Raw genomic sequence first — 16,769 nt, 5'->3', positions numbered from 1 at the left:
TAGTGTCGGATACGATGCATCAAATGCACGGCGCCGGGGAGACCGGTGCCGTGCAACCCGCTATTGAACTGCGCGGTATAGACAAGCGGTTCGGGGCGGTACACGCGAATAAATCAATCGATCTGAAAGTTGAAAAGGGTACGATTCACGGCATCGTCGGGGAAAACGGTGCTGGCAAATCGACCCTGATGAGTATCCTGTACGGCTTTTATCAGGCGGACGGGGGCACCATCCATGTCGATGGCAAACTTTGCGACATCAAGGGATCCGAAGATGCCATTGCGGTCGGGATCGGCATGGTTCATCAGCATTTCATGCTGGTTGAACCGTTCACGGTTCTTGAAAACGTTATTCTGGGTGTCGAGGGCGGAGCAATCCTGCGCGAGGGCGTAGACAAGGCCCGCGAGGAGCTTAAACGTCTGGAGCGTGAATATTCGCTCGACGTTAATCCCGATGCCATTGTTGGTGACCTGTCTGTTGGTTTGCAGCAGCGCGTTGAAATTCTGAAGGCCCTTTATCGCGGGGCCGAAATCCTTATTCTGGATGAACCGACGGGCGTTTTGACCCCGCAGGAAGCGGATCATCTGTTCCGCATTCTGGAAACCCTGAAGCAGCAGGGCAAGACGGTTGTTCTGATCACGCATAAACTGCGTGAAATCATGGCGGCAACGGATAATGTTTCCGTGATGCGCCAGGGTGAAATGGTGGCCCATCGCAAAACGGCTGAAACCAGCCCCGAAGAACTTTCCGAACTGATGGTCGGCCGCAAGGTGCTTTTGCGCCTTGAAAAGGGTGAGGCCGCACCGGCGGCGACGGTTCTTGAGGTCGATAATCTGTGCGTTGAAACATCGCAGGGTGTGCGCAAGGTCAAGAATGCCAGCTTTACGGTTCGTGCTGGTGAAATCGTCGGCATTGCCGGGGTTTCCGGCAACGGGCAGAGCGAACTTCTTGAAGCGCTTGGCGGGATACGTGCTGTAAGCGAGGGACAGGTCCTGTTGAACGGGCAGGATGTGACACCCGGTCGCGGTGTTGATGCCGCCGAACTGCGTAAACGCGGTGTGGCCCATGTGCCTGAGGATCGCCATCGCATGGCGATGGTGACGTCATTTTCGGCCAAGGAAGCCGCTATTCTCGGTTATGAAGATGATGCAGCCTATCAGAAAGGCATGTTCCTGAACTGGCATGCGATTTCCGGTGCGACCGAACATATGATGTCGGAATTCGACGTGCGACCAAATGATCCTGATTTGAAAGCGGCCAATTTTTCCGGCGGCAACCAGCAGAAGCTGGTTCTGGCGCGTGAAATCATGCGTGATCCGGAACTTCTTCTGGTTGGTCAGCCGACGCGTGGTGTCGATATCGGCGCCATCGAATTCATTCACAAACGTATTGTTGCGATGCGCGATGCCGGCAAGGCCGTCCTGCTGGTATCCGTCGAACTGGACGAAATCATGTCTCTTGCCGACCGCATACTGGTGATGTGTGATGGTTCCATCATCGGTGAAGTTTCTGCTGCCGAAGCAAATGAACGGGTTCTTGGCCTGATGATGGCCGGGGTTGACCCCCATGAAGCCAAAGCCGCGGAGGGCCACGCATGAGTGATACCGTTCAACTGCCGCGCTGGATTGATGTTGGTGCGTTGCCGCTGCTCAACCTTCTGCTGGCACTGGTCGTTTCGGGGCTTGTTGTTCTGGCGATCGGTGAAAGCCCGACACAAGTTGTTGAAATTCTGCTTTATGGTGCGTTCGGCTATGAAGAGGCGTGGGGTTATACGCTTTATTACACCACCAACTTCATCTTTACCGGTCTGGCCTTTGCCGTGGCATTCCATTGCGGGCTGTTCAATATCGGTGCCGAAGGGCAGGCCTATGTCGGTGGTCTTGGCGTTATTCTGGCCGCCCTTTACCTTGATTTTCTGCCATTCCCGATAATGCTGATTGTTGCCATTCTGGCGGCGGCAATTTTCGGTGCGGCCTGGGCCTATATCCCGGCATATCTGCAGGCGCGTCGCGGGTCGCATGTCGTGATCACCACGATCATGTTCAACTTCATTGCATCGTCACTGATGGTTTATTTGCTGGTCAATGTTCTGCGGCCTCAGGGATCAATGACCCCGGAAAGCGAACAGATCGCCGAACATCTGCGTTTGCCGTTCATTCATGATATCGCCGCAGGCCTTGGTCTGGAAATGGCAAGCAGTCCGCTGAACCTCTCATTTGTGTACGCGCTTGTCTGCAGTGTTCTGGTGTGGCTGTTCATCTGGCATACAAGATGGGGTTATGCGATCCGCACCGTGGGTGCCAATGCGGTTGCCGCGACCTATGCCGGGATCGAGCCGGGGCGTTACATTATCATGGCTATGATGATTTCAGGCGCGCTTTCGGCCTTCATGGCGCTTAACGAAGTGATGGGTGTTCAGCACCGATTGCTGATCGACTTTACCGCCGGTTACGGCTTTGTAGGAATTGCAGTTGCCCTGATGGGACGCAATCACCCGTTTGGTATATTCCTGGCGGCATTGCTGTTTGGAATGCTGTATCAGGGCGGGGCGGAGCTCAGCTTTGAAATCCCAACGATTTCGAACGATATGGTCGTGGTTATTCAGGGGCTTGTGATCCTGTTTACCGGTGCGATGGAACATATGTTTCGTCCGCGTGTGACCCGGATTTATACAGCGTGGCATTTGCGCCGCCGTGCGCAGGAGGCAGTATAATGGATAATTTTGAACTGGTTATCCTGCTTCTGGATGCGACACTTCGGACATCGACCCCGCTTATTCTTGCCGCACTGGCCGGGATGTTTTCGGAGCGGTCCGGCACGATCAACCTGGCACTTGAAGGCATGATGCTGGGCGGGGCGTTTTCGGCTGCTGCCGTGGCTTATTATGTCGGAAATCCGTGGGTCGGGTTGCTGGCGGCAATCGGAACCACGATCTGCCTTTCGCTGCTGCATGGTTTTGCCTGCATCACGCATAAAGGCAATCAGGTTGTATCAGGCATGGCGATCAATATCCTGATGTCGGGCCTGACGGCACTTGTCGGGATTGCGCTGTTTGCGCAAGGCGGCAAGACGCCGTCGCTTGATCATGAATCGCGGTTCCAACCGATTACCCTGCCCGGTGCGGATGCCGTTGCCGATGTCCCGGTACTTGGATCAATTTATTCGGAATTGCTGAGCGGTCATAACATTCTTGTTTATGTCGCGTTCCTTGCAGTTCCGGCAGCGTGGTGGGTGATGTATCGCACCCGTTTCGGTTTGCGTCTGCGTGCGGTTGGTGAAAATCCGGGGGCGGTTGATACCGCCGGTATCGGAGTTGTCGCCATGCGTTATCGTGCGGTGATGTGCAGTGGTATTCTTGTCGGCATGTCGGGGGCGTATCTTTCGACCGCGCAGGGTGCGTCCTTCCTTCAGGATATGACAGCGGGCAAGGGCTACATCGCGCTCGCAGCCATGGTATTTGGCAAATGGCGACCTTTCCCGGCATTGTTTGCGTGCTTGCTGTTTGGTTTTCTTGATGCCGCGGCAACCCGCATGCAGGGTGTTATCCTGCCGGGGATCGGCGAGGTGCCGGTGCAACTGGTGCAGGCACTACCCTATGTTTTGACGGTGATCCTGTTGGCGGGCTTTATTGGCCGCGCCATTCCGCCCAAATCGCTTGGTCGTCCGTATGTGAAGGAACGCTGATCGCGCTGCGGTCAGCTTCCCGATCCGGCATATCTGGCAAACGAGGCTGTGATGAATTGCAAACAGGTCTTTTCCATCATTGCCGTTCTGGCTGTTGCGCTGCCTGCCACGGTTTTTGCCGTGCAGGCCGCCGAAATTACGCCAGCAGTTGTTTATTCAACCGGTGGCAAGTTTGACGGTTCGTTCAATCAGTCGGCTTTCGAAGGGGCGGAGCGTTTCAAACAGGAAACCGGCATTGATTATCGCGAGTTCGAATTGCGTAATGACACGCAAAGCGAACAGGCGATCCGGAATTTTGCCCGCGAGGGACGGGACCCGATTGTTGTGATCGGGTTTCAGCAGGCGACGTCGCTTGCCAAAGTTGCGCCGGAATTTCCCGATACCCGTTTTGCCATTGTCGATATGGTTGTTGATCAACCTAATGTGCAGTCGGTTGTGTTTCGCGAACATGAAGGCACGTATCTTGTCGGGATGCTTGCGGCCATGGCATCGAAATCGGGAACGATTGGTGTTGTTGGCGGCATGGATATTCCGTTGATCCGTCGAATGACCTGTGGCTATGCCCTGGGTGCGTTGCAGGCGGTTTCGGGCATCAAGGTACTGGAAAACATGACGGGAACCACCGGTGCTGCGTGGAATGATCCGGCCCGTGGTGCCGAACTGGCGACCACACAGATCGGTCTTGGCGCGGATGTTGTCTTGCAACTGGCCGGTGGTACGGGAATTGGTGTTTTGCAGGCGACTGCGGATGCCGGAAAGCTTGGAATTGGATCGGATGCAAACCAGAATGGGTTGCATCCGAGTTCGGTTCTGACATCGATGGTCAAACATGTCGATGTTGCGGTGTTCGAGGCTTTCAAGGCGGCGCGCAATGGGGACTGGAAGCCGGGTATTCGCAGTCTTGGACTTGCCGAAGGTGGGATCGACTGGGCGCTTGACGATTTTAACAGGGACCTGATCACGTCTGCGATGAAGGATGCGGCCGATGCGGCGCGCAACGACATCATCAACGGCAGGATTATTGTTCACGACTATATGCAGGACGGAACCTGCCCGCGATAAGCGGCAGGAAAAACAGGATCAAGACACATGACATCGCAAACTGTAACCGACGCCCCGCGCGATTTGATTGATGCGGCACTTGCCGCGCGTGACAGGGCATATGCGCCATATTCGAAATTCCACGTTGGCGCAGCCCTTCGTACGGAACGCGGACAGATCATTGCCGGATGCAATGTTGAAAATGCGGCCTATCCCGAAGGTGTGTGTGCCGAAGCCGGGGCAATTTCGGCAATGGTTCTGTCGGGTGAAACCAAGTTTGACGAAATCGTCGTTGTCGGGCTTGGCAATGTTGCCTGTACGCCTTGTGGTGGGTGTCGCCAGAAAATCCGGGAATTCACCGGATCGGATGCGACGATTTATATCATCAATGATGCTGGCAAAACGCTTTTGACCCTGACGCGTGAAGAACTTATTCCCCATTCCTTCGGGCCGGAGAATTTGAAATGAGTAACGTCAAAGCCGCATTGGACATCATTGCCGCCAAGGCACCGGGCTTTAAGGCCGAGGTTGCACTTGTTCTTGGCAGTGGGCTGGGGGGCGTTATTGACGCCGTCAGTGATGCGATCAGGATTTCCTATGCCGACCTGCCGGGCTTTCCCAAGCCGACGGTGGTGGGCCATGGGGGGCAGTTGGTACTTGGCCGGATTGGCGGTGTATCGGTTGCCGTCATGCAGGGTCGGGCGCACTATTATGAACATGGCCGTTCGGATTTGATGAACGAGCCGCTTGATACATTGCGTGAATTGGGGGCAGACCGACTTATCCTGACCAATGCGGCGGGCTCGCTAATCTCCGAGGCATCACCGGGGAACCTGATGCTGATTACGGATCATATCAGCCTGTTCGGGCCCAATCCGTTGATCGGATATCATGGTGATGATCGCTTTGTCGGGATGGATGTGCCTTATGACCCGGAAATCGGATCGGGGTTGAAAAATACTGCGGCAGAGCTTGGCATTGACCTGTTTGAAGGGACTTATTGCTGGTGCACCGGGCCAAGTTTTGAAACACCGGCCGAAATTCGTGCGCTTAAGGTTCTGGGGGTGGATGCGGTGGGCATGTCGACCGTACCGGAAAACATTCTTGCCCGCCGTCTGGGATTCCGGGTTGCAGCAGTTTCAAACATCACCAATCTGGCCGCTGGCATGAGCCCGACCGCTCTTAGTCATGAACAGACACTTGAAATGGCGAAAGAAGGATCTTCCAATTTAATCAAGATCCTGCTGCGTTATTTTTCAAGTGATGCATGAGCCTGTTTCAAACGAGTTTGAAAACGTAATTTAATAATAAGCGCGCAGGAGACAGCATATGCTGCCGCAGGAAATCATTCGCCGTAAACGTGAAGGCGAAGTTCTGACAGACGCCGAAATCGCCTTTTTCGTAAAGGGCATTGCCGATGAAAGCATCAGCGAGGGGCAGGTTGCAGCCCTTGCCATGGCGGTTTTCTTTAACGGCATGACCATGGATGAGCGCGCGGCGCTGACGCGCAATATGCGTGATTCTGGGACCGTACTTGATTGGAAGGCGCTTGGCCTTGACGGGCCGATTGTCGACAAGCATTCTACTGGTGGGGTTGGCGACAAGGTCAGCCTGATGCTGGGGCCGATTGTTGGTGCGTGCGGTGCTTTTGTTCCGATGATTTCGGGGCGTGGCCTTGGTCATACAGGCGGAACGCTGGACAAATTTGATTCCATCCCGGGCTATCGTACCGCACCGACCTTGGATGAATTTGCCAAGGTCACGCGCGAAGTCGGCTGCGCCATCATCGGACAGACCGCCGATCTTGCCCCTGCGGACAAGCGCTTTTATGGTATTCGCGACGTCACCGCGACGGTTGAAAGCATTCCGTTGATCACGGCATCGATCCTGTCGAAAAAGCTGGCGGCGGGACTCGATGCGCTGGTGATGGATGTCAAATTCGGATCGGGTGCCTTCATGAATGAATATGATCGTGCGCGCGAACTGGCCGAAAGCATCACCGAAGTCGCAACCCGCAATGGTGTGCCGACAACGGCCCTTTTGACCGATATGGAACAGGTTCTGGGCGATACGGTCGGCAACGCGCTTGAAATGCATGAAGCGGTTGATTTCCTGACCGGCAAGCATCAGGAACAGCGTGTTTATGATGTCACGATGGCGTTGGCAGCCGAAATGCTGTCGCTGACCGGTGTTGCCAGTGATGTTGCCGATGGTTTGCAAAAAGCCAGTGACGCCCTGACATCGGGCAAGGCAGCCGAAGTATTTGGCAAAATGGTATCGGCCCTTGGCGGTCCAGCCGATTTTATCGAAAACACATCGGCCCATCTTGAAGTAGCTCCGATGATTAAGTCCGTCAGCGCGGCGAAGACCGGGCGGGTTGTATCGATGGATGCCCGCAAGGTTGGTCTGGCGCTGGTTGCGTTGAAAGGTGGCCGGACGCGTGCCGATCAGAAGATCGACTTTGCTGTCGGCTTTACCGATTTCATCAAGGTCGGGCAGGCCGTTTCGGCCGATACGCCGCTTTGTATCGCTCATATCCGTGATCAGGCACAGCTTGACGAGGCGACGGCGCTGTTGCGCGAGGCAATCGTAATTGGCGATGGCGAGGTCGCCAGAACCGGTTCTGCCGCGGCAGTGCGCGAACGGATAGTTGCCCGCACCAATGGGTGATCACACAACTGAGAATGCAAAAGGCCGGGTAGGGTGACTGCCCGGCCTTTTTGTCTGGTTTTTGTGGCTAGTTGCGTACGCTTGCCATAATCATGGCCGCGGCTTTCTCCGCGATCATGATGGTTGGTGAATTGGTATTGCCCGATGTGATGGTGGGCATGATCGAGGCATCAGCAATCCGAAGCCCGTCAAGCCCACGCAGCCGTAATTGTGGATCAACCACCGATGCCGGGTCCGCGCCCATGCGGCATGTACCGACGGGGTGGAAAATTGTCGTGCCGATATTGCCTGCGGCTTTGATCAGATCATCCTCTGTCTCGTATGACGGGCCGGGTTTGAATTCTTCGGGCCTGTAGGCGGCAAGGGCGGGCTGATTGGCGATTTTGCGGGTCAGCCGGATTGAGTCCGCAGCAACCTTTTTGTCGGCATCCGCACTCAGATAATTGGGGGCGATGGCCGGTTGATTGCGGAAATCGGGTGATTTCAAATGTATGCTGCCGCGACTTTGCGGACGCAGGTTACAGACACTTGCCGTAAAGGCTGGGAAAGGATGGACGGGATCGCCGAACTTTTCAAGCGATAGCGGCTGCACGTGATATTGCAGGTTTGGTGTTTCGAATGATGCATCCGATTTGGTGAAGATGCCAAGTTGGCTTGGGGCCATCGACATCGGTCCTGATTGATTGAACAGGTATTCCAGCGCGATCCCGGCCTTGCCGACAAGGCTGCTGGCCTGTTCGTTCAGGGTGCGGATGCCTCTGACCTTGAATGCGCAGCGCAATTGAAGGTGATCTTGCAGGTTTTCACCGACCTGCGTGCTTTCATGGATAGTCTGGATGCCATGTTTTTGCAGGACATCGCCCCGACCGATGCCGGATAGTTCCAGAATATGGGGCGAGCCGATGGCACCGGCCGACAGAATGATTTCACGACGTGCCGAGACGGTTTCAATCACGCCATTGCGGTCATATTCAACACCGGTGACGCGACCGTTTTCAATGATTAGACGCCGAACCTGCGCATGTGTTCGCAGTTCCAGGTTTTTTCGCGACAGGGCAGGCTTCAGAAATGCCTTTGAAGTGTTCCAGCGAATGCCGCGTTTCTGGTTGACCGCGAAATAGCCTGAACCCTCGTTATTGCCGCGGTTGAAGTCCGGGACCTTCGGGATGCCGGCCTGTTCGGCGGCGTCCTGAAACGCATCAAGGATTTCCCAGCGCACGCGCGCCTGTTCAACTCGCCATTCGCCGCCTGATCCGTGCATGTCATCGGAGCCAAGATAGTAATCTTCGGATTTTTTGAAATGCGGCAGCACGTCGTCCCAGCCCCAACCGTCACATCCCGATTGACGCCATTGGTCATAATCAGCGGCCTGACCTCGCATATAAATCATGCCGTTGATCGACGAACATCCGCCCAGAACCCTGCCGCGCGGATATCCCAATGATCGGCCGTTCAGGCCTTCTTCGGCCTCGGTTTTAAAGCACCAATCGACATTTGGATTGCCGATGCAATAAAGATAGCCGACCGGAATATGGATCCATGGATTGGTATCTTTGCCACCGGCCTCCAGCAGAAGGACGGTGGCATTTTCGATTTCGGACAGCCGGTTTGCAAGAGTACAGCCAGCCGATCCTGCGCCGACGATGATATAGTCGAATTGTTGCGTGGTCATGCTGCTTCCCTAGTTTCTGGACCGAAGGCCCAGCTTGTCAGCGAGGCGTGACGCGTTGAACTCGCCGACAATGCCACGGCGGAACACCAGCACACAGACAATGAAGATAAGGCCGGTCAGCACCGTTACCGGGAAGCCGGTGGTTGACAGATAGTTCTGCACGGTCACGACAAAAGCCGCACCGAAGATCGGGCCGAAGATCGTTCCGATCCCGCCAAGCAGGGTCATCAGGATGACTTCGCCTGACATTTGCCATGCCACATCGGTAAGGGTGGCAAACTGGAACACCAGTGCCTTGAGACCGCCGGCGAGACCGGCCAAAGCCGCCGACATGACAAAGGCGGCAAGCTTGTACAGATTGACCGAGTAGCCCAGTGAAATTGCCCGGTTTTCATTTTCCCGAATGGATCGCAGGATCATGCCAAACGGAGAGTGCACAATCCTCCAGACCATGAACACCCCAATCACGAAGACTGCCAGAACAAAGAAATACATATTTAATGGCTGGTTCAGATCGATAAGGCCAAGCAGATGCCCGCGCGGTACACCTTGCAAGCCATCTTCACCTTTGGTGAATTCCGATTGCAGGCAGAAGAAAAAGAACATCTGTGACAGGGCGAGTGTAATCATCGCAAAATAGATGCCCTGGCGCCGGATGGCGAAAAATCCGATGATCAGCCCCATGAAGGCGGCACCCACAACGCCAAAAAGGATACCGGCTTCGGGAGCGAAGCCCCATTCTTTAACTGCATGAGCAGTGAAATAGGCCGCCCCGCCGAAAAAGGCTGCGTGGCCGAACGACAGCAAGCCCGTGAATCCCAAAAGCAGATTGAAGGCACTGGCGAACAGGGCAAAACACAGGACCTTCATCAGGAAAACCGGATAAAGGACGAAGGGCGCAATCACAAGGCCGATGATCAATACAGCGAGCAAGGCAAGCTGTATCCGGTATGCCGATTGGCGGGGTTCCGATGTCATTGTTATTTCTGTCATATCACGCATCCCGACCAAACAGACCCGCAGGCCGGACCAAAAGAACGATAGCCATGATTACGAAAATCACGATATTTGACGCTTCGGGATAAAAGACCTTGGTCAACCCTTCGAGGATGCCAAGCATATAGCCTGTGACAATCGCCCCCATAATCGATCCCATCCCGCCGACAACCACGATGGCGAACACCACAATGATCAGGTTCGATCCCATCAGCGGGCTGACCTGATAAATCGGTGCGGCCATGATCCCGGCCAGTGCAGCCAGACCGGCACCAAGCCCATATGTCAGCGTCAGGAGGAACGGTACATTGATGCCAAATGACTGGACCAGTGTCGGATTTTCGGTTGCGGCACGAAGATAGGCGCCAAGTTTGGTCTTTTCGATCAAAAGCCACGTGCCGATACAGACAATCAGCGATGCAACGACTACCCAGCCGCGATAAATCGGCAAATACATAAAGCCAAGATTAACCCCGCCGGAAAGCAGGGCGGGGGTGGCATAGGGTTGACCGGAAGTACCGTAAAAATACCGGAATCCACCTTCGATCACCAGAGCAAGGCCAAAGGTGAACAGAAGCCCGTACAGATGGTCCAAATTATAAAGGCGACGCAAGGCAAAGCGTTCGATTACAATGCCGGTAATGCCGACAATGACCGGTGCTACCAGCAATGCCAGCCAGTAATTTACCCCGATCCATGACAGCAGCAGGAAACCGACAAAGGCTCCCATCATGTATTGGGCGCCATGTGCGAAGTTGATCACGCGAAGAAGGCCGAAAATGATCGCCAGACCCAGGCTAAGCATTGCGTAGAAGGATCCGTTGATCAGACCGATCAGAAGTTGGCCGAGAAACGCCTGGATCGGAATTCCAAATATCATAGTCACGGCGCTATACCCCCAGAACTTCGTGCAAGGTGTCCATTCTGGCGGGCAGTTCCGCCACGTCGAAACCTTCTGTCACCACGCCGTGATCCATGATGTAGAACCTGTCGGCAATTTTGCTGGCAAACCGGAAATTCTGTTCAACAAGAAGAATGGTCATGCCTCGCTGTTTCAGGGTCTGCAGAACCTCGCCGATACGCTGGACGATGACCGGAGCAAGGCCTTCGGTCGGTTCGTCTAGCAATAACATCTTGACCCCGGTACGCAGCATGCGAGCCATGGCAAGCATCTGCTGCTCGCCTCCGGACAATTTGGTTCCCTGACTGTTGCGTCGTTCCAAAAGGTTGGGAAACAGATCATAAATTTCATCGATGGACATGCCGTTCGGCGAGACGACAGGCGGTAGCGTGAGGTTTTCCTCGACGCTGAGGGTTGCGAAAATCCCGCGTTCTTCGGGAACAAACCCGATGCCGGCACGTGCTGTGTGATGCAGCGGCCGGTTCATAAGGTCCTTGCCGTCAAATTCGATTGTGCCGGTGCGTTTGCGCAAAATGCCCATGATTGAGCGCAAAGTCGTGGTCTTACCCATGCCGTTACGGCCAAGGATGGTAACCGTTTCACCTTCGCAAACCTCAAGGTTCACACCATGCAGGATATGGCTTTCATCGTACCAGGCATTCAGGCCCTGTACTGAAAGAAGTGGTTTTCTGTCAGTCATGATCCGTTCCCATATAGGCGACCTTGACGCGTTCATCGTTGCTGACGGTGGCGTAATCGCCCTCCGCCAGAATTTCGCCGCGTTGCAGAACGGTGATGTGATCGCACAGATCGGCGACAACATTGAGGTTATGTTCAACCATCAGGACCGCGCGGGTTTTGGCAACTTCGCGAATCAGTTCAGCAACCATACCGACATCTTCGCCCCCCATGCCCGCCATCGGTTCGTCCAGCAACAGAACTTTGGGGTCGAGTGCCAGTGTCGTCGCGATTTCCAGCACACGTTTGCGGCCGTAGGAAAGATCAGCAGCCTGACTGTCATATTCATTCTGAAGACCGACAGATTCCAGAAGTTCCATTGCGCGATCATTCAGAACGTCAAGTTTACCAAGCGGCTGCCAGAACTGGATCGCCAGATTGCCCGGACGTTGCAACGCGACGCGAATATTTTCCATAACCGTCAGGTGCGGAAAAATTGCGGAAATCTGGAATGATCGTACCAGGCCCATACGTGCCACGCGGGCAGGTGCTGTTTTGGTAATATCATGATCCAGCAGGGTGATCTTCCCGCTGGTCGGTTGCAGGAATTTGGTCAGAAGATTGAAAACGGTGGTTTTGCCTGCGCCATTCGGGCCGATCAGCGCATGCACTTTGGCGTGATGAACGTCAAGATTGACGTTATTGACCGCGGTGAACCCGCCAAAATCGCGACGAAGGTCACGGGCGGTAAGGACCACCCGTGCCTTTGTCTCGTTTTGATGGTTACCCGGATTCGTGTGAGTTCCGGTCGCTGTCATGTTCTTAGTTCGATGCCAATGAGCAGCCGCTTTTCGCCGGATCGATGAAAGCTTTGTCGCCGGGGACGGTATCAAGAACGTTGTAGTAATCCCAGTCACCGGTCATCTGGTCAGGAGCTTTGACTTCCATCAGGTACATGTCATAGATCATGCGGCCATTTGCACCGACTTTGCCGTTTTTGGCAAAAACGTCATTAACCGGCATTTCATGCAGAGCTTTCGCGACGGCTTCGGTTTCATCCGTCCCGGTTTCCTTTACCGCTTTGAGGTACTGCAGGACGGCAGAATAGGTGCCAGCCTGGATCATGTTGGGCATACGCCCGGTGCGATCAAAGAAACGTTTGCCGAATTCGCGGGTTTCATCGTTGCGATCCCAATAGAACCCTTCGGTCAGTGACAGCCCTTGTGCGGCTTCTGCGCCCAAACCATGGACTTCAGCAAGGGTAAAGAGCAGTGCTGCAAGACGCTGGCCACTCTGAACGATGCCGAATTCCGAAGCCTGTTTGATGGCATTGGCGGTATCGAGACCGGCGTTGGCAAGGCCAATGACTTTTGCGCCGGATGCCTGCGCCTGCAACAGGAACGAGGAATAGTCAGTTGTTGCCAAAGGATGTCGAACCGCACCGACTACCGAGCCACCGTTTTCCTTGACGAAGTTGCCGGTTTGCTCTTCCAGCGAATAACCGAAAGCATAGTCAGCCGTCAGGAAAAACCAGCTATCACCGCCGTTATTCACCAATGCACCGCCGGTGCCGACTGCCAGTGCATGGGTATCATACGCCCAGTGGAAGCCATAGGGCGAACATTGTTCACCGGTCAGGGCCGTGGTGGCCGCACCGGTTACGATATCGATCTTTTTCTTTTCCTTGGAAATGCCCTGTACGGCCAGAGCGACCGATGAGGTTGTCAGTTCCATGATCGTATCGACCTGATCCTGATCATACCACTGACGCGCAATGTTGGCGGCAACATCGGGTTTGTTCTGATGGTCGGCGGTAATGACTTCGATCTTCTTGTCAAGAACGGTGCCGCCAAAATCCTCAACAGCCATTTTTGCGGCTTCAAAGGACCAGGTGCCGCCAAAATCGGCATAGACACCGGATTGATCGTTCAGGATACCAATTTTGACAACATCATCGGAGATTTCGGCATGTGCGGGCAATGCTACAGCGGCAGCCATTATCGCAACAGATGCAATTGCAATCTTCTTCATCTAGGTTCCTCCCTGATGGAACTATGTTTTCCAGTATGCCTGTTGGCAAACCAGACGACTCTTCCGGGCCGAATGATGTTCAACCATTGTTACAGACCGGATGATTGGGATGTGCCTTGATTGCACAATTTTGTTATTTTAATCGGCCTTGTGATTTATCCGATTAAGTATCTGAAAAAGAACGATTCATTTCTGATTCTATTCTTGTGTTCAGGACCATGACTTACGCTAACATTGACCAAAACCCGGTCAAATATATAATTTTGGACAATGCATGTACAAAAATGAACAGGAATGTGGATGCGCCAGTTCCCTTGGGATGATTTACAGTATTTCCTTGCCGTCGCTCAGGAAGGCAAGCTTTCCTCTGCGGCACGGCGATTGAGAACCAGCCATGTGACGGTTGCACGACGGATTGAGAGGCTTGAACAGGGGATCGGGGCAAAATTGTTTCAGCGCAGTCCGACAGGTTATACATTGACGCCGATGGGGCAAAGGCTGATGGAGCCAGCTCAGGCAATGGCGCTTGAAGCGGACAAAATGCTTAGTGTGGTCGGGGATGGTGCATTACCGTTAACCGGGGTGATCCGGCTAAGTGTTCCTGAAGGTTATGGCAATTTTTTCATCGCAGAAAAGCTGCCTCATTTTGCCAGTCAATATCCGAACCTGACCATCGAGATGGTCAATATCCAGCAGATCGTTTCGTTATCGCGGCGCGAGGCGGATGTCTCGGTTTCGCTCAGTACGCCAAAGGCCGGTTCCTATCACTTCGAGAAAATTTCCAGTTACATTCTTTATGTCTATGCATCGCGAGATTATCTTGCCCGCAACCGGGCTATCAAACAGCGCGAGGACCTCGCGGGGCACCCGTTCATCGGTTATATCGAGGACATGATTTTTACCCCGGAACTCAACTATCTGGGTGAAATTATTCCGGGGTTGAGACCGTCTTATCAGACATCCAGTGTTTTTGCGCAGCTTAAAGCCTGCCGTGCGGGTTATGGGCTGTGTGTGTTGCCGTATTATATGGGGGCAATGTTTGACGATTTGGTTGCCGTGATGCCCCGGATTATTCCAATTCATCGCGATTACTGGCTTGTTTGTCATAATGACATGATAGATGCAGCACGTATCCGACCGTTGATCGAATTCATTCGTCGGGAAACTAATACGGCGCGCGAATGGTTTAACGGATTTCCCAAGCAATTTGTCTGAGCATTGAATGACAGGAAATGCAATTGGTGATGTTGTATGACAAGGCTTGCATCTTGTTGTCATTAGCGTCATTTTGATCGATAACGAAAATTAACAATCAAAGACGAAAATTCAGGGCGGAAGGAAGCAATATGGGCAAGCTTGATCGGCGGCGTCGTGAAATACTGGAACTGGTCGCGGCCAACAGTTTCATGACGATTGATACATTGGCCGATCATTTTGCCGTTACCCCTCAGACCATTCGACGCGATATCAATGAAATGGCCGAAGAAGGCCTTGTTGCGCGTTATCATGGCGGGGCGGCCAGCCTTTCGACCACAGAAAACACAGCCTATACAGACCGTCAGGTTCTTAACCTTGGCAGCAAGCGCGAAATCGCCAAGCTGGTGGCACAGCATATTCCCGAAGGGGCGTCGATCTTCATCAATATCGGGACGACGAATGAAGAAGTCGCGCGTGCATTATCGTCCCACAAGAGCCTGAAAATCATTACCAACAACCTGCATGTCGCGCAGATTTGTGCCGCCAATCCGGGGTTTGAGGTGATCATCGCAGGTGGTGTTGTTCGCCAGCGCGATTTTGGCGTGATCGGTGAGGCGACCATCGACTTTATCAACCAGTTCAAAGTGGATTACGCGATTGTCGGGATTTCGGGCGTTGACGAAGACGGCAGCCTGATGGATTTCGATTATCGTGAAGTCCGGGTGGCGCGTGCGATTATTTCCAATGCGCGCCAGACATTCCTGTGTACCGATGCATCGAAATTCGGGCGGCGTGCGATGGTTCGGCTGGGGCATCTGTCGGAAATTGATGCTCTGTTTACCGACCGTCATCCCGGTCCGGTTTGGGCAGATGTCATCCGTGAAGCAGATGTGTCGGTTTATACCGCCAACTGATTGGCAAGAATGGGTGATCAGGCGACCATATGGTCGCCGCGCTTGCCCATGCGCATGGTGATCGGGCCTTGTGACGAGCCATTGAGCATCTGGGTCAGATGTTCATTATGGGCGTCATCTATATCGTTCGTCGGACCCGACCAATAAACTTTGCCCGCATGCATCATCACCAGATTTGCGTATCGCGTGCGTGCGATATGCATGTCATTGGTGATGGTGATAACGGTGGTGCCACGCTGGGTTGCGATCTTGCTGATCATAAGTTCGATATGGTTCGACAGAACCGGATCAAGACCCGCCGTCGGATTATCAAGCAGCAGGATTTCTGGATCGGTTGAAATGGCGCGTGCAATGCCAACACGTTTCTGCATGCCGCCAGACAAATCACCAGGAGATAGAAAGGCACTGTCTTCGGACAGGCCGACATGGCCAAGCAATTCGATGGCATGGTCTTTCGCGGCCTTGCGTGTCAGTGTCCGGCGCTCGATCTGACGGAAACAGATATTTTCCCAAACCTTCATGCTGTCAAACAGGGCGTTCTGCTGAAACAGCATACCGATCTGTTCTGCCCATTGTTTGCGGGCCGGGGAGCTGGTCTGGCTGACATCATCGCCACCCAGCATGATTTTGCCGCCATCCGCGCCGTGAAGGCCGACGATGCATTTCATCAACACGCTTTTGCCCGCAGCCGACGGTCCGATGACCGCCATGGTTTCCCCCTTGCCAAGCGACAGGCTGACATCATCAAGTGCGGTGCTGGGGCCGAACTTTTTGGTCAGGGACTGGACAGTGATGAAGTCCAATGTCGTGTCAGTGGATGCAGGTGCGGAAGGCGTGGTCATGAAGATGTTTATCCATTGCTGTTTGCCCGCCGATCTTCGGCATTTGACGGGCAGGGGGCAAGTCCGAAATTTACAAAAAAGAAAACGGCCCCGTTTGGGGCCGTTTCCGGTACGTCATAAGCGGAAATCCGCAATGCGTTTTG

At 54.0% G+C, this 16,769-nt stretch carries 16 protein-coding genes; 9 read left to right on the top strand and 7 right to left on the bottom strand.

Annotated features, from left to right (window positions below):
- The first annotated feature begins 23 nt into the window (after nucleotides 1-23).
- Genes AUP42_RS03935 through deoA form a run of 7 tightly spaced genes read left to right on the top strand, consistent with a single transcriptional unit; the run spans nucleotide 24 to nucleotide 7,395 of the window.
- Nucleotides 24-1,598 carry an ABC transporter ATP-binding protein gene (locus AUP42_RS03935; RefSeq protein WP_062949384.1) on the top strand — a complete coding sequence of 525 codons (1,575 nt, stop codon included), beginning with the start codon at nucleotides 24-26 and terminating at the stop codon, nucleotides 1,596-1,598.
- The gene (locus AUP42_RS03930) at nucleotides 1,595-2,713 is read left to right on the top strand and encodes an ABC transporter permease (RefSeq protein WP_062949080.1); all 1,119 of its coding nucleotides are present in this window, start codon (nucleotides 1,595-1,597) and stop codon (nucleotides 2,711-2,713) included. Before AUP42_RS03935 ends, AUP42_RS03930 begins: the two co-directional genes overlap by 4 nt.
- On the top strand, nucleotides 2,713-3,684 hold the full coding sequence (locus AUP42_RS03925; protein ID WP_062949078.1) for an ABC transporter permease: 972 nt from the start codon (nucleotides 2,713-2,715) through the stop codon (nucleotides 3,682-3,684). The genes AUP42_RS03930 and AUP42_RS03925 overlap by 1 nt, the downstream gene beginning before the upstream one ends.
- A gap of 51 nt (nucleotides 3,685-3,735) precedes the next feature.
- The gene (locus tag AUP42_RS03920; protein ID WP_082824661.1) at nucleotides 3,736-4,746 is read left to right on the top strand and encodes a BMP family lipoprotein; all 1,011 of its coding nucleotides are present in this window, start codon (nucleotides 3,736-3,738) and stop codon (nucleotides 4,744-4,746) included.
- Between the two features lie 27 nt (nucleotides 4,747-4,773).
- Nucleotides 4,774-5,193, top strand: coding sequence for a cytidine deaminase (gene cdd / locus AUP42_RS03915; RefSeq protein ID WP_062949076.1), 420 nt, complete (start codon nucleotides 4,774-4,776; stop codon nucleotides 5,191-5,193).
- Complete coding sequence (locus tag AUP42_RS03910) at nucleotides 5,190-5,996, top strand: purine-nucleoside phosphorylase (protein ID WP_062949074.1); 807 nt, start codon at nucleotides 5,190-5,192, stop codon at nucleotides 5,994-5,996. Before cdd ends, AUP42_RS03910 begins: the two co-directional genes overlap by 4 nt.
- Nucleotides 5,997-6,054: 58 nt before the next feature.
- Nucleotides 6,055-7,395, top strand: coding sequence for a thymidine phosphorylase (gene deoA, locus AUP42_RS03905; RefSeq protein WP_062949072.1), 1,341 nt, complete (start codon nucleotides 6,055-6,057; stop codon nucleotides 7,393-7,395).
- Nucleotides 7,396-7,462: 67 nt separating this feature from the next.
- On the opposite strand, the gene AUP42_RS03900 is transcribed toward deoA, so the two are convergent.
- From AUP42_RS03900 to AUP42_RS03875, 6 genes are read right to left on the bottom strand one after another with little or no spacing between them, the layout of a single operon-like run.
- Complete coding sequence (locus tag AUP42_RS03900; protein WP_062949070.1) at nucleotides 7,463-9,067, bottom strand: GMC family oxidoreductase; 1,605 nt, start codon at nucleotides 9,065-9,067, stop codon at nucleotides 7,463-7,465.
- A gap of 9 nt (nucleotides 9,068-9,076) precedes the next feature.
- Nucleotides 9,077-10,060, bottom strand: coding sequence for a branched-chain amino acid ABC transporter permease (locus AUP42_RS03895; RefSeq protein ID WP_062949068.1), 984 nt, complete (start codon nucleotides 10,058-10,060; stop codon nucleotides 9,077-9,079).
- Nucleotide 10,061: 1 nt separating this feature from the next.
- On the bottom strand, nucleotides 10,062-10,943 hold the full coding sequence (locus AUP42_RS03890; protein ID WP_197467395.1) for a branched-chain amino acid ABC transporter permease: 882 nt from the start codon (nucleotides 10,941-10,943) through the stop codon (nucleotides 10,062-10,064).
- 10 nt (nucleotides 10,944-10,953) lie between these two features.
- Nucleotides 10,954-11,664, bottom strand: coding sequence for an ABC transporter ATP-binding protein (locus tag AUP42_RS03885; protein ID WP_062949066.1), 711 nt, complete (start codon nucleotides 11,662-11,664; stop codon nucleotides 10,954-10,956).
- On the bottom strand, nucleotides 11,657-12,460 hold the full coding sequence (locus tag AUP42_RS03880) for an ABC transporter ATP-binding protein (RefSeq protein WP_062949064.1): 804 nt from the start codon (nucleotides 12,458-12,460) through the stop codon (nucleotides 11,657-11,659). The genes AUP42_RS03885 and AUP42_RS03880 overlap by 8 nt, the downstream gene beginning before the upstream one ends.
- A 4-nt stretch (nucleotides 12,461-12,464) precedes the next feature.
- Entirely contained in the window at nucleotides 12,465-13,673 is a 1,209-nt protein-coding gene (locus tag AUP42_RS03875) for an ABC transporter substrate-binding protein (protein WP_062949062.1), read from the bottom strand.
- A 300-nt stretch (nucleotides 13,674-13,973) separates the two neighbouring features.
- Here AUP42_RS03875 and AUP42_RS03870 point away from each other — a divergent pair, with 300 nt between their 5' ends.
- Together AUP42_RS03870 and AUP42_RS03865 are read left to right on the top strand one after the other, a co-directional pair.
- Nucleotides 13,974-14,888: a LysR family transcriptional regulator gene (locus AUP42_RS03870; protein ID WP_062949060.1), complete on the top strand. Its 915-nt coding sequence runs from the start codon at nucleotides 13,974-13,976 to the stop codon at nucleotides 14,886-14,888.
- Nucleotides 14,889-15,019: 131 nt separating this feature from the next.
- Nucleotides 15,020-15,784 carry a DeoR/GlpR family DNA-binding transcription regulator gene (locus AUP42_RS03865; protein ID WP_062949058.1) on the top strand — a complete coding sequence of 255 codons (765 nt, stop codon included), beginning with the start codon at nucleotides 15,020-15,022 and terminating at the stop codon, nucleotides 15,782-15,784.
- A 17-nt stretch (nucleotides 15,785-15,801) separates the two neighbouring features.
- Here AUP42_RS03865 and AUP42_RS03860 read toward each other — a convergent pair whose 3' ends face one another.
- Entirely contained in the window at nucleotides 15,802-16,626 is an 825-nt protein-coding gene (locus AUP42_RS03860) for an ABC transporter ATP-binding protein (protein WP_062949056.1), read from the bottom strand.
- Nucleotides 16,627-16,769: the final 143 nt, after the last annotated feature.

The sequence above is a fragment of the Thalassospira lucentensis genome, from assembly GCF_001613805.1.
Lineage (GTDB): Bacteria > Pseudomonadota > Alphaproteobacteria > Rhodospirillales > Thalassospiraceae > Thalassospira > Thalassospira lucentensis_A.
Note: the sequence above shows the minus strand (reverse complement) of the source record. Positions and strands in the feature narration are given on the sequence as shown.

Bases quoted from the DNA above. Each gene is read 5' to 3' on its own strand.
- AUP42_RS03895 (WP_062949068.1), bottom strand. From the start codon at position 10,060: ATGACAGAAATAACAATGACATCGGAACCCCGCCAATCGGCATACCGG.
- AUP42_RS03910 (WP_062949074.1), top strand. From the start codon at position 5,190: ATGAGTAACGTCAAAGCCGCATTGGACATCATTGCCGCCAAGGCACCG.
- AUP42_RS03875 (WP_062949062.1), bottom strand. From the start codon at position 13,673: ATGAAGAAGATTGCAATTGCATCTGTTGCGATAATGGCTGCCGCTGTA.
- AUP42_RS03920 (WP_082824661.1), top strand. From the start codon at position 3,736: ATGAATTGCAAACAGGTCTTTTCCATCATTGCCGTTCTGGCTGTTGCG.
- AUP42_RS03925 (WP_062949078.1), top strand. From the start codon at position 2,713: ATGGATAATTTTGAACTGGTTATCCTGCTTCTGGATGCGACACTTCGG.
- AUP42_RS03885 (WP_062949066.1), bottom strand. From the start codon at position 11,664: ATGACTGACAGAAAACCACTTCTTTCAGTACAGGGCCTGAATGCCTGG.
- AUP42_RS03870 (WP_062949060.1), top strand. From the start codon at position 13,974: ATGCGCCAGTTCCCTTGGGATGATTTACAGTATTTCCTTGCCGTCGCT.
- AUP42_RS03865 (WP_062949058.1), top strand. From the start codon at position 15,020: ATGGGCAAGCTTGATCGGCGGCGTCGTGAAATACTGGAACTGGTCGCG.
- AUP42_RS03935 (WP_062949384.1), top strand. From the start codon at position 24: ATGCACGGCGCCGGGGAGACCGGTGCCGTGCAACCCGCTATTGAACTG.
- cdd (WP_062949076.1), top strand. From the start codon at position 4,774: ATGACATCGCAAACTGTAACCGACGCCCCGCGCGATTTGATTGATGCG.
- AUP42_RS03880 (WP_062949064.1), bottom strand. From the start codon at position 12,460: ATGACAGCGACCGGAACTCACACGAATCCGGGTAACCATCAAAACGAG.
- deoA (WP_062949072.1), top strand. From the start codon at position 6,055: ATGCTGCCGCAGGAAATCATTCGCCGTAAACGTGAAGGCGAAGTTCTG.
- AUP42_RS03930 (WP_062949080.1), top strand. From the start codon at position 1,595: ATGAGTGATACCGTTCAACTGCCGCGCTGGATTGATGTTGGTGCGTTG.
- AUP42_RS03890 (WP_197467395.1), bottom strand. From the start codon at position 10,943: ATGATATTTGGAATTCCGATCCAGGCGTTTCTCGGCCAACTTCTGATC.
- AUP42_RS03900 (WP_062949070.1), bottom strand. From the start codon at position 9,067: ATGACCACGCAACAATTCGACTATATCATCGTCGGCGCAGGATCGGCT.
- AUP42_RS03860 (WP_062949056.1), bottom strand. From the start codon at position 16,626: ATGACCACGCCTTCCGCACCTGCATCCACTGACACGACATTGGACTTC.